We start from the raw sequence: 13,447 nt of genomic DNA, 5'->3' as shown, positions 1-13,447 counted from the left end.
CGTGGGCATCCGATTTATTTTTTATAGTAAAATGAATCTACAGCACTGGATTTTCGTAATGTTATGAATTAAAAGTAGAGATAAGAGGTGTACCCAATGAAGGAGCAATATCCAGCTAGGCTTGAATTGTTCGCAGACAACGCTCAGAGGATCAAAAAAGCTTTTCCATGGCAAAATGCAATGGTTAATCGGTTAGCGGCACTATTGTATGCTGTAGAGGACAAAGTTGCAGATGACGAAGCCATTCGTGCTAGCTACGAGCTAATTAAGGAGAGTACCGGGATTTTCTCTCAATTTAGAGGGGCTTCGGTGATCAGCATTGCTGCCCTGCTTTCACTTTCTGACGAAAAGGAAACTCTGCTTGCAAACACATTTGCCGTGTATGATTTAATGAAGGAAGCCAAATTCAAAGCCTCTGATTATCTCGTCGTTGCTGCCTATCAAATCGCTGCTAATGCAACATCGGATCGATATCAGCGTACGGTAGAACGGGCAAAGCTATTTTACGATAGTATGAAAGCAAAACATCGTTTCCTTACCGGACAGGACGATTATATCTTCTCCGCTATGCTTGGTCTTTCCGATATCGATGTTGAGAGTGGCGTGGACCGCATGGAGCAGCTCTATGTAACACTTAAGCCCGAATTTATGTCAGGCAACAGTGTGCAAGCCCTGACCCAGGTATTGGTTCTTGGGGAAGAAGCCTCTCAAGCAGCGGACCGTGTATTGGCATTAAGAGATGCATTTCGTGCACAGGGTATCCGGCTAGACAAGGAATATACCCTCTCCTCGCTGGGCGTGTTATCCCTGCTCCCTTGCAACAAGGAGGACATCGTTACTGATGTCTCAGAGACTTACGAATTTTTGCGTACAAAAAAGGGCTTCGGTAACTGGTCTATTGGCAAGCAGGAATTACTGCTCTTGTCTTCTGCACTGGTAGCCTTCAGATCTGTGGAGGATGTACAAAACGGCGTATTAACTACGATGCTCTCCACCAACATTACCAATATTGTGATTGCTCAGCAGGCGGCTCTTGCCGGGGCAGCGGCTGCGTCAGCTGCGGCTGCAGCTTCTTCTTCGAATTAGATTGAATCGTGAGGGAGAGACATGGACTCCATAAAAAGCTTCACAACTAGAAATGAAGAATTGTTAAACCGTCTACTGAACATTTGGGAATCATCCGTGCGGCATACTCATCTTTTTCTATCCGAGCAGGATATTGATGCTTTGCGGCCACTGGTCACGCAGGCGCTTGAGGGCATAAGCGATTTGTTTGCTTTTACTGATGATCAAGAGCAGGTGATTGGCTTCTTAGGGGTTCAGAATAATAAGATTGAAATGCTGTTCGTAGAACCTGCTGCAATGGGAAAAGGGGTTGGAAAAGCGCTCCTAGCTTATGTCATGCAGGAACTCGACGTACACCTCGTGGATGTGAATGAGCAAAATCCCCAAGCTTTAGGTTTCTATGAGCATATGGGATTTCAGGTTTTTGAGCGTTCAGCACTAGATGAACAAGGTAATCCTTTTCCTATCCTGCACATGTCGCTTAAGTAGCTTTTTCCTAAGAAGGAGACAGTTCGATGCATTTTAGTATCGTAAAAGACAACAGAGCAGCGATTCTCAAACGAGAGAATCGCTGCTCTGTGTTTTAGTTGTCTGCTTCAATAGAGTTTAGGTTAGCGAAGCTAGGAGCGGCTAGGAGTAGATATGAGGAGCTAGAAGCAGATAAGAGGAGCTAGGCGAAGCGGCTTCGAGTATTCGGTTCACCTATAACTAATATCTGCATCTGCATCTGCAACTACTTCTACTTCTACTTCTACTTCTACTTCTACTTCTACTTCTACTTCTACTTCTACTTCTACTTCTACTTCTACTTCTACTTCTGCTTCTACTTCTGCAACTACTTCTAAATCTACGCATATCCCCTCATGCACATCACCCAATCAAAGCTCTCTGTTGCTTGCGGACTCAGATGACGCTATTTGCTCATTTATCGCCCTTGAAGCACAGTTTCGGACTCCAGTGTCGCTATTCTATAGAAAGAGCATCATTTCTGGCGTTTTTTATGCCAATAGCTGCTATGGAGTCCGATATCATTCCAAATGACGGATAATCCGGCGTTTAAGGTCACCTGGGTCCGATAGGGTCCGATAGGGTCCGATAGCGTCGGGCATAGATTCAGATAGCAAACAATATCGTCAGAAATCATCGGATGGCATCGATAGCGAACGATAGCGGCGGTTCCTAACCATCCCCAGTTACTTACGGACCCAGATGACACTATATGCTCATTTATCGCCTTTGAAGCATAGTTTCGGACTCCAGTGACGCTATTCCGTAGAAAGAGCCTCACATCTAGCGTTTTTTATGCCAATAGCTGCTATGGAGTCCGATAACATCCCAAATGGCGGATAATCCGGCGTTTAAGGTCATCTAGGTCCGATAGCGTCGGGCATAGATTCAGATAGCAAACTATATCGTCAGAAATCGTCGGATGGCATCCGATAGCGAACGATAGCGTCGATTCCTAACCATCCCCTGTTCCTTACAGAGCCAGATGACTCTATTTGCTCATTTATAGCCTTTGAGGCATAGTTTCGGACTCCAGTGAAGCTATCCATAGAAAAAGCCGCAGCTATGGCGTTTTTAGATGCTATTCCACCGACTTCAAAGCCTCTATCATATGGATTCGTTTGAGCTTAATATGCATGAACGCCATGACAATACCGGAGAACAACAGTGTTAGGAGCGCCGCATAAATATAACTTGGCCACTTGATGATCGGAGCGAACATCGTCGCATCCAGCTCAGCCGTCTTCAGGACGAAGCTATGCAGCACTATGCCGAGACCCGATCCAGCCACAATACCGAGTAGGCAAAGCAGCATATTCTCGCGGTAAATATACATGGTTACTTCTTTGTCGTAGAAGCCCAGTACCTTAATGGTTGACAGCTCCCGGATCCGCTCGGACACATTGATATTGGTCAAATTGTAGAGGACGACAAAAGCCAATGCCGCCGCTGAAACAATGAGCACCAAGGTTACAACGTCCATACTCTTCATAGTCTCATCGAAGGCGGAGCCTACACTGCTGGAAAAGCTGATGGCAGCGACGCCCTCATTAGCCGTCAGCTTTTCACCAAATTTGTCTTCCCATGTTTTATCATGTGCGGTGTAGTTCAGCAGTTCTGTGTTGAATACTGGTTTTTCTCCGAACACAGAAGCATAATACGCCGGTGTCATATAAACATAGTGCATTACATAATTCTCTGTAATCGCCGCGACCTCAATCTCGAATGTTTCATTATCTTTGTCCACCACGGTCAATTTATCACCAGACTCCAGCCCATACAGCTTAGCCAGCTTCTCTGAGATAATAGCCCCATCATCCGTAAGCATCCGCCCTTCTCCACTTTTTCGATCCCGCAACTCCACGAAATCAGATAGAGAGTCAACGGAGGTAGGAACGAACAGATGAACCTCTTGATCATTTACACCACTAGCATGTGCGGTCATCCGTTCTTGCGCCACACTCAGCGTCCCAGTTACTGCAGATTCACCAGTGATTAGTTGGTCGTAGGCTTTTAGCACATCGGCAGACACATCTTCATGCAGTGCCACAAGTGCATCATATTTCATAATCGTGCCGAACTGCGACCCGGCGATGCTGCCAATTGAATCCTTGAGACCAAATCCCGTCAGGATCAGCGCTGTACAGCCAGCCACACCGAATACAGTCATGAACATCCGCTGCTTATAGCGGAATAGATTCCGTGCGGTAACCTTTTGGACAAAGCTCAATCTCTTCCATATAAAAGTGACCCGCTCCAGTAAAATACGCTGGCCACTCTTTGGTGCCTTCGGACGCATCAATACGGAAGCATTGCTGCGTAATTCTACCCGTGAAGCAATCCACGCCGTCAACGTAGTACATATTAACGCTACGATAACGGATATGATCGAATACGAAAGATAGAAATTCTTCGTGATATCCGGCAAGTTATAGATTGCACTATACGCATCGTAGATAATACCCGGAAACAGGGTAAAACCAACCGCAAGACCCGCAATTGAAGCCGCCAGACTGGCAAGCGTACCATAGACCAGGAATTTGGCCATGATGTCGCGGTTAGCATAACCAAGTGCTTTCAGGGTCCCGATCTGCAGGCGATGCTCCTCAACCATCCGTGTCATGGTCGTCAAGCTGACCAGCGCAGCAATCAGGAAAAAGAACACAGGAAACGCACTCGCAATCGCCGACAACCGATCAGCGTTATCTTTATATTCGGCATATCCCGGATTAGCGCTTCGGTCAGTAACGTAGACCTTAAGCTGCTCCAGCTCTGCAAGCTTTTGCTCCCCTGCCGCCAATTCCTCCTTGGCCGAAGCAAGTCCGGCAGCAATTGCCTTCATACTTGCAGCCTGTTTCTGCTGCACTTCCTCCGGCTGGCGCTGCAAATCCGCAAGCTGCTGCTCGGCGGCGGCCACCTTTGCGCGGCCACCAGAAAGCTCTTTCTCGCCTTCCGCCCGCAGCTCAGCAAGCCGTGCTTCCGGCACGCCGGACATCGCCTGCTCTACAGCATGGGTATGCTGTTCGATCAGATCTTCATACTCCGGCGAATAAGCCTTCACCCCGGCTGTATCCTTAAAGGACAGATAAGCTTCTGTATACACCGGAAGCTTGAAATCTGACTCCGGGATCGCGGCGAACGCATCCGCCGTACCTTTGCCGATCCCACTGGTGCCCCGGGTACTTTGCTCAATAAACTGTGGACTTCTAACAAAGCCAACTACGGTATACTCCAGTGTCTCGAAGCTATTCGACAGCTCCGCATCCGTACCGTTTCCACTGAAAGATACCTTGTCACCCAACGCATATTCTTCCGCTAGCTTATCGTCCAGCACGATTTCACCGGAATGCGCCGGTAGATGGCCTTCAATAATACGGTATTGATTAAGTGGTTTATCCGTGTTGTAAGAATTGACTTTAAGTATTAAGGCATTATCACCCATGAATACATCTGCACTATAGCTCGGCTGAATCTCATCGATCCCCTGTACATTTCTGAGTAACCCGATGTTGTCTTCAGTCAGGCCGTAGTTAGTCTGCACCTTCAGATCCATCAAGCGCTGCTCTTTGTAAAAGGTTCCAGCTGTATTCAGCATATCTGGCCCTGTAGCCTTGATTCCGGCAAAAAAGCTGACGCCTAACATAATAATTGCAAAAATCGAAATAAACCGGGCTTTGGTATGCCCAATTTCACGAAAAATATCTTTCCACAATGCTCGCTTTTTCATAGATGCCTTCTCCTTACCATTCAATATCGTCAACGGATACCGGCGAAGGATTGATCACCATCTTCCGCACCTTAGCGTTGTTAATCTCTATAACCCTGTCAGCCATCGGGGCGATCGCCAGATTATGTGTAATTACGATAACCGTTGTCCCGGTGTTACGACAAGTATCCTGCAGCAGCTTCAGCACCTGCTTGCCGGTGTTATAATCAAGCGCTCCTGTCGGCTCGTCGCAGAGCAGCAGCTTCGGTTGTTTAGCTAACGCTCTGGCGATAGCGACACGTTGTTGCTCACCACCGGACAGCTGAGCCGGGAAATTATCTAACCGCGCGCCCAGACCCACATCCTCCAGCACCTTACGTGCATCTAGTGCACGCGGGGAAATCTGCGAAGCAAGCTCAACATTTTCCAGTGTGGTCAGATTAGGCACTAGATTATAGAACTGAAATACAAAACCTACGTCATTTCGGCGGTAGCCTGTCAGCTCCTTGGCACTAAACTTGGCGATATCAATGCCATCCACAATGACCTGACCTTCATCGGCGGAATCCATTCCACCCAGAATATTAAGCACTGTAGATTTACCCGCACCACTTGGGCCGACGATCACGGCAAATTCACCTTTTTTTATCTCAAAATCAATCCCGTCATTCGCGACAATTACATTCTCGCCCATCTTGTAACGCTTGTACTCCCCTTTTACAGCAACAAAACTCATTTCTCTTCCTCCTGTCCCTATCCGAACTAAGTCTAATTACTCTAGATTGTCTCAGTTTATCATAATTAGAACGCTCAAGCCCGAATGGCAAACCCTCATTACACAAGGTGAAATTCACATCATTAATAAGTTCATTTTTTTGTAACAATAATGTAACAAGGAAATTTTACCGTAAACGATACTTAGTCATTTGATAATGTTATAATCACTTTGTTTTATTTACTCTTTTCAGGCAAGAGTGAAAGAACAAGAACAATCAGAAACAGGTGATCAGATGTTCGAACTGAAATGGCTATGGCAGAACCTAGAGGGAAACCGGACGCGATACATTCTGGCACTCTGCCTTTCGGTGGTGGGCTCAAGTCTTACAATCGTGAATCCGTACATCAGTCAGCGCATTGTCGATACGTTTATAGCCGGTGACAACGCCCTGCAGAATCTTACACAAGAACGGCAATTATTGATTATGCTCTGTCTGGGCATGATCGGATTTTCGCTACTGCGCACAGGTCTCGCATATTTCACGACCATGCAGTACGAGATATCCTCGCAAAATATGATGTACAATGTCCGCATTTATTTGTACAACAAAATTCAGGGACAGGACAGAAAATACTACGATCATAATCGTACCGGCGATCTCATGACCAAGATGACAGGCGATCTGGACATGGTCCGTCACTCTATGGCCTGGATTTTTAAGACGATCATTGAATCGCTAACGATCTTCCTTGCCGCCGTTATCTATTTTTTCACCATAGATGCGGAACTGACGCTGTGGATGCTTATCCTGTCACCGCCCATTTTTATCGTGGCTTACATATTCGCTAAACGCGTCCGTCCTATGTATATTGACCTGCGTGAACGGCTGTCCCAGCTTAACACGACTACACAGGAGAATATCTCAGGCAACCGTGTGGTCAAGGCTTTTGCCCGCGAGGAATTCGAGGTCGAAAAATTCACAGAGAAGAATGTCAACTATTCTACGGCGAACAAAAAGGCCGCCCTTGTATGGCTTGATTATTTTCCTTATCTGGAATCCTTCGCTCAGGGCTTCAACGTAATTCTTATGTTGGTTGGTGGTTTGTTCCTTATGAACGGCCGGATCACCTTCGGTGAATTTATGGCCTTCTCTTCGCTTATTTGGGCTATATCCAACCCTATGCGCAACATTGGTATCATTATCAACGACATTCAGCGCTTTTTTGCGAGCTTGTCCAAAATCGTAGATATCTATTATGCCCGGCCAAATATTGTTAACGAGCATACTGTCACTGACAAACGCCGTTATGAAGGCCGTATTGAATTCGATCATGTCCGCTTCAAATATGATAGCGCTATCGTACTGGACGATATTAGCTTTACCGTTGAACCCGGTGAAACTGTAGCAATCATGGGCGCGACAGGATCAGGCAAAACAACAATCATCAACCTCATCCCTCGCTTCTACGATGTAGCTGAAGGGCGCGTACTCGTAGACGGTGTTGATGTTCGGCAGCTGGAGCTTGATGAACTTCGTGGAAATATCGGCATGGCGACCCAAGATGTACTTTTGTTCTCTGATACCATTGATGGAAACATCGCCTATGGCGATCCTGATCTTCCGGAAGAAGATGCAATGGGTTATGCAGAGCTCGCAGCCGCACACGACTTCATTACCAAAATGCCTGAAGGTTATGATACCGTTGTCGGGGAACGCGGAGTCGGACTATCGGGGGGGCAAAAGCAGCGTATTGCCTTAGCGCGTGCTTTGGCGGTACACCGTCCTATCCTGATTCTCGATGATACGACCTCTGCGGTCGACCTTGAGACGGAGGAGCATATCCAAAAAAGTCTACGTGAACTGGACTATCCTTGTACGAAAATTATTATTGCGCAGCGTGTATCTACTACCTCGCAAGCGGACCGTATTCTCATTCTGGATGGCGGGAAGCTAGTTGAGGAAGGGACTCACACTGAACTGCTGGCGAAACGTGGTTACTATTACGAAGTGTTTAAACTGCAGAACGAGGGTATTGGAAGGCAGGTGACCGCAAGTGGCAAGGAATAAATTTGACGTCGATGAAAATCTTGAATCGCCGTTTAATATAAAACACTTCCGGCGTGCGATGGTATATATCAAACGAAAGAAAACGCCAATGATTGTTGCGTTCGTGCTCAGTGCACTTTCAGCAGCCATTTCACTGTCGGCTCCGCTGATCATGCAACATGTCATCGACGTGACCATTCCGGCAAAAGAGAAGCTTGCACTGCTGGGTTGGGCTGCACTGATGCTTGTGACCATCGTGGTCAGTGTTTATCTGGCTACGATACGCTCGCGCATCATGACGAGTGTTGGGCAGGATATTATTTTTGACATCCGAACGGATTTGTTTAAGCATCTGCAAGAATTGCCTTTCAAATATTATGACGACCGCCCACAGGGCAAGATCCTTATCCGGGTCGTAAACTACGTCAACGCCGTTTCAGATGTGCTGTCCAACGGGATTATCAACTTTATTCTAGAAATCGTGAATTTGCTCTTTATCGCAGCCTTCATGTTCGCTGTCGATGTACGACTCTCATTTGTCATCCTTGCCGGACTGCCAGTCTTCCTTGGCATCATGCTGCTGATCAAAACCCGGCAACGCCGGGCATGGCAAGCAGTGTCCAACAAAAGCTCCAACCTAAATGCCTATCTGCAAGAGAGCATCAGCGGTATTGGTGTGACGCAAATGTTCTCCCGGGAACAACGTAACGAAGGAATCTTCACACGTCTCGCAGGTAATTTCCGTAAAGAATGGATGAAGGCTCAACGTTACAACTTACTTATTCCGTTCTCTGTAGACAACTTGTCTACGATTGTTACATCATTGATTTTCCTTGTAGGCCTACTAACTCTGAGTCCTCAAGACATGACCCTCGGTGTCATTCTGGCGATGAGCAGCTACGCTGCCCGCTTCTGGCAGCCGATTCTGAGTCTTTCGAACCTGTACAATAACTTCATCAACGCCGTTGCCTATCTTGAGCGTATCTTCGAAACGCTGGATGAACCGGTTACCGTCAGTGATATTCCGGATGCAAAAACACTGCCATCTGTACAGGGCCATGTCACCTTCGACGATGTAACTTTCGCCTATGACCCGGGGCTTAATATTCTGGAGAATATCTCCTTCAAGGTCAAAGCGGGAGAAAGCATCGCGCTGGTAGGACCCACAGGTGCGGGCAAAACAACCGTCGTCAATCTGATCTCACGCTTTTATAACATTTCCAGTGGTCAGATTCTGATCGACGGCCAGGATATCTCGCAGGTGACGTTAAAATCTCTTCGCAGCCAGATGGGGATTATGTTACAGGATAGCTTCATCTTCTCCGGTACTATTCTGGACAATATTCGGTACGGCCGACTGGATGCGACCGAAGAAGAAGTAATCGCCGCTGCAAAGGCCGTTTGCGCCGACGAATTCATCCGTGAATTCGATCAAGGCTACCTGACAGAGGTCAATGAACGTGGCTCCAAGCTGTCTCAAGGACAGCGGCAGCTCATTTCGTTCGCAAGAACACTTTTAGCAGATCCGCGCATTCTCATCTTGGATGAAGCCACTTCTTCCATTGATGCGAAGACTGAGCGCTTATTGCAAAAAGGGCTGAATGAACTGCTTAAGGGACGCACCTCGTTCATTATCGCGCATCGCCTCTCCACCGTAAAAAACTGCGATCGTATTATGTACGTATCTAACAAAGGCATCGCGGAAAGCGGCTCACATGATGAGCTTATCGCACAGCGGGGCCTTTATTACCGCCTCTACACAGCACAGAAGATGGAAGCTTAATTGAAGAAATACCAAAAGAGCTCAGGCCGATTTGCAGCCTGAGCTCTTTTGGTGTTTTATATTTTCAAAAAATATCAAAAACTAATCTATCGCCGTCCAAATATTTAGCGCAAGTGAGCGAACCGCAAGGTTCGTGTGATTTCTGTACAACCGCAGACGCTCTGCAGGCTCTGGACTCCACAATAGAGCACTTCCGGCAACTTCAAGCAACGAAAGTCCAATATACTGAGATTCGTAACGGCTCTCAGACCCTAGAACATCTACAATTTCCAATAAAGTTTCCGGACTCCAGTATCCCGTGCTCTCTTCTAAATTATACGCGACCTGCTTATAAACATCGCTTAATAGCTGGGGCTGATTTGAAATAGTGGTAACGATCCGATTCAGATAATTGGCGGATTCCTCCACGTTATTCCAGTCTATTGCTGCTATATACAATTTCATCACAGCTTGCTGTAAGGTCTCATCAGATGCCAGACAGTCAATCAGATCCGTATACAAAGGGATAAGGTGCATCCGGGTGATTTTTGGCAAAGCTATCAGCTGGTTGACTAATTTCAGTAGACGTTGCCGATGAGGCAAATCTCTTTTGGCAGTGGCGTTCCATTCATCCCTTATCGCTGCACTAACCAGTCTCTGACATACACCAACTACAACCTCATTGATCTTACCATCGCGACAGGTTTCTACCAGCGTGTTCATAGCAGTTTCCCATCTAGTTCTGTCTTCCAAATCCGTAATAGACTGAGCGGTGGCAGCTGCAACAATCCCTTCATTTCCATTTGTCCACCGCATCATAGAAATGAAAGCATATCTGCCAATATACGCATCCTGGTGCCTTGCAATTTCAAGGATTAATCCTAGATAACGTGGTCTAAAGTCTAGCGGAAGAGCATTAGGCTGTTGAGATAGTAAACTTCCTGCGATGTCACTTTCTGATGAAGAAGCCATTGTACTTAACATATCCCAAGCGCGTTCATCATCTAAAAGCTGTTTCGCAGCATGCCCTATGGCTATGATTACATCCTTGTGTGCATTGGGTTTCTGGAACTCGTTCATCAATAGCGGAAGACTGTCATCGCTCCTATAAGCGCCCAGTAAGCGAACGGCTTCTTTTCTGACAGTGATCTTCAGCTTATCCCGATTCAGCAGCTCTTTCAGCATGGTAACCAGTAACACCGGATTCACCCTGCGGATGCATCTGGGTATCGAGTACATGGCTACACGGGCCCGGTCCCCATCCAGATTCTCCAGCAGAACGGGAAGTGCCTTCTCTGGTTCTTCCATAAGTGAAAAGGCATGAAGTGCAGCTTCTACTACAGTTACTTCCTTATCCTGCATAAGCCCAAGTAACCTATCCGAACCGAGATCAGGCATGCTTGCCATGATCTTAATAACGCTTGCACGCTCCCAAAGATTACGTTTGGCATCGTATGCAATTTTTTCTAATAAGGCACTTAAAGCTTGTTGCTGACGTGGCAGCCATCTGTGGAATCCCTCCGCGGCCGGCACAAGATAGATAGTTTTGCCTGATAGGAACTTGCCCTTAATGACAGCTCCTGAAATAAAAGGATCGAGCCATTCCTGTCGCTTCAGATGCAGATGCTGGAACACTTCATGGATCGTAATATACGATTTATCTAAAGCTAATAATTCCTTAACTCTGGCATCACGCGTTGTATGAGGCGCAAGCCAGTATCTGGCCGCTTGTATGGCTGTAGAATCTGCCTTTGCCCTCGTTGCTTCCTTTAACAGATTCTGAAGTTTTATGATGCCGTAACCTCTTTTACCGAATGAGCTAGCTAGGCCTAACACCAGATTGTAGTCTTCTCTTTTGTTGGCCTGTACAGCTAATGTATAAATTTCGTCGAAGATAATCTCTTCTACTCCCCTGGGTAAATTCTTCTCCAATGATGGAAGGGAAAGCTGCCCATTCTGCTTGGCCAATTTCTGAATCGTCTTTAAAGAAAACTTAAACAGCTCACCATTAGGATGTAATGCGTTATGCCGGAGAATAGCAACCGCCAGTTGTTGAACGGAAAATTTTGTACCATATGAAGTATCTCTGGCCTCTATAACACTATCAACAAGCAAAGTAAGCTCTTGTACATGGGTATCCGTGAACACAGACGCAGGACTTTCCGATAGCTCTTTAAACACAGCGCCCCGGACAGGATCCTGATCATTTTTAATCCGGCCCAGGTACACCAAAGTTTCATTCATGCCCTGTCTCGACAGAACGGTACTTCTGATCAGCTGCATAAGCGCCGTGGCACGTTCGTCTGCACTGGATACCTGTGTTGCTTGTTCAAGTCCCGCTCTTGAATGAAGAATAGAACGGCAAGCTGTAAATCTGATTGTTCTCTCCCGGTCATCATTGATTTCACGAAGGCCAAGCATCCGGGTGGCTTCCTTGTCACGCAAGGCATGTGGTAATACATACAGTAATCTTTCCGGAAAAATGCGTTCATTGCGTTTATCTTCTTCATACACAGCATCGAAAATGACCTTGCGCTTAGAGGGTGCAATATTATGAAGCAGCTTTGCTATGTGCATAGGGTGATCTGCGAGTAGTTTCGCTATCTCAATCCATTGATCAATGGATAAATATTTTTTCCTTTTAAGAACAGCTTCAGGAACACCATAAGAAATCAGATCGCTCCGCGACTCCGTTCGTGTTAACAGCTGATATACCTTATTAGGATTTTGGCGTACAAGCGTGCCAAGCTGTTCTTTTAAAGCAGGATGTATGATGTCCATGGGTCCATGATTCAGCGCACACTCCAGCACCAAATCTGCCTTCAGATTGCATAGGATCTCCAGAGCTGATGAGAATCTCCACCAGACATAGCCTTTTTCCCTGAGTGGTGTGCTTTCCAGTGTTGTTGCAAAGTATTCCGCCACTACGTCAAGATGCCGGCTGGATAATTTCTTCCAGTCTTTTATGGCATACCCGATATCAGCTAGCCATTTACTTACCGTTGCCGAATAACAGGCCTGCAATATAATCGCGGCTTCCTCTGCTCCCCACCGGGCATACACTACAGGCAATAAGCGTTCCGCTAATTCCTGACGGTTAATCTGTGAAATACTGTGCAGCAGCTTGCGGCGGCAATCATGGGATAAATGGGGGAGCTCACGTTCAATATCAGCATCCGAAGCCACCCTTGCCAAAAGACCCGCAGCCGTATTTCTGATACTTGCCTTGGGATGCCGCAGTGCTGATAGAATAATAGCAGCATCTTGTGTTGCAATGGCGCCGATTAAGGCAAGTCGCGCTTCATAAACGCCATCCTCCAGCAAAGAGGCTAGTAATTGGGAGTACTGGACAGATCCGAGATGATCACGGCCTAAGATTGCTACTTTTTTGATTCTGTCGGAATAGCCTAGCGAATCCAATTCTTTAAGTAAACTCTGTTTATCCAATGGATCTCTTTTGAAAATCATAAGTCCTCCTCGTTAACCTGTTCTTATTCCACCCGAACTTTATTCTCTATACCCTAATCTATCCCCTTTAAAAAAACTAGAATTCAGCATCTGGTTTCGTTGACCAAAAAATAAAGGTAACCCTGAAGTCGGTTATTCAACCTCCTTCAGGATTACCTTCATGTACTGCTTGCT

General features: G+C 46.5%; 8 protein-coding genes. 4 read left to right on the top strand and 4 right to left on the bottom strand.

The genetic code is table 11. The annotated features are described in order from the left end of the window. The first annotated feature begins 96 nt into the window (after positions 1–96). On the top strand, positions 97–1,086 hold the full coding sequence (locus NSS82_RS03990; protein WP_076272143.1) for a DUF4003 family protein: 990 nt from the start codon (positions 97–99) through the stop codon (positions 1,084–1,086). A 21-nt stretch (positions 1,087–1,107) separates the two neighbouring features. Next, positions 1,108–1,554, top strand: coding sequence for a GNAT family N-acetyltransferase (locus tag NSS82_RS03985; RefSeq protein WP_076272142.1), 447 nt, complete (start codon positions 1,108–1,110; stop codon positions 1,552–1,554). Between the two features lie 209 nt (positions 1,555–1,763). Here the strand turns inward: NSS82_RS03985 and NSS82_RS03980 are convergent, their stop codons facing one another. From NSS82_RS03980 to NSS82_RS03970, 3 genes are all read right to left on the bottom strand, one after another. Next, on the bottom strand, positions 1,764–1,943 hold the full coding sequence (locus NSS82_RS03980; protein ID WP_341109711.1) for a hypothetical protein: 180 nt from the start codon (positions 1,941–1,943) through the stop codon (positions 1,764–1,766). A 710-nt stretch (positions 1,944–2,653) separates the two neighbouring features. Then, positions 2,654–5,299 carry an FtsX-like permease family protein gene (locus tag NSS82_RS03975; protein WP_076272140.1) on the bottom strand — a complete coding sequence of 882 codons (2,646 nt, stop codon included), beginning with the start codon at positions 5,297–5,299 and terminating at the stop codon, positions 2,654–2,656. Between the two features lie 13 nt (positions 5,300–5,312). Beyond that, entirely contained in the window at positions 5,313–6,014 is a 702-nt protein-coding gene (locus tag NSS82_RS03970; protein ID WP_036684849.1) for an ABC transporter ATP-binding protein, read from the bottom strand. Positions 6,015–6,252: 238 nt separating this feature from the next. Between NSS82_RS03970 and NSS82_RS03965 the strand changes: the two genes are divergently transcribed. Beyond that, positions 6,253–8,064 carry an ABC transporter ATP-binding protein gene (locus NSS82_RS03965; protein ID WP_256717556.1) on the top strand — a complete coding sequence of 604 codons (1,812 nt, stop codon included), beginning with the start codon at positions 6,253–6,255 and terminating at the stop codon, positions 8,062–8,064. Then, positions 8,051–9,826: an ABC transporter ATP-binding protein gene (locus tag NSS82_RS03960; protein ID WP_076272139.1), complete on the top strand. Its 1,776-nt coding sequence runs from the start codon at positions 8,051–8,053 to the stop codon at positions 9,824–9,826. The genes NSS82_RS03965 and NSS82_RS03960 overlap by 14 nt, the downstream gene beginning before the upstream one ends. Before the next feature lie 81 nt (positions 9,827–9,907). On the opposite strand, the gene NSS82_RS03955 is transcribed toward NSS82_RS03960, so the two are convergent. Continuing rightward, entirely contained in the window at positions 9,908–13,273 is a 3,366-nt protein-coding gene (locus NSS82_RS03955; protein WP_076098708.1) for a HEAT repeat domain-containing protein, read from the bottom strand. Positions 13,274–13,447: the final 174 nt, after the last annotated feature.

Source organism: Paenibacillus sp. FSL H7-0735, from assembly GCF_038008505.1.
Lineage (GTDB): Bacteria > Bacillota > Bacilli > Paenibacillales > Paenibacillaceae > Paenibacillus_AQ > Paenibacillus_AQ odorifer.
Note: the sequence above shows the minus strand (reverse complement) of the source record. Positions and strands in the feature narration are given on the sequence as shown.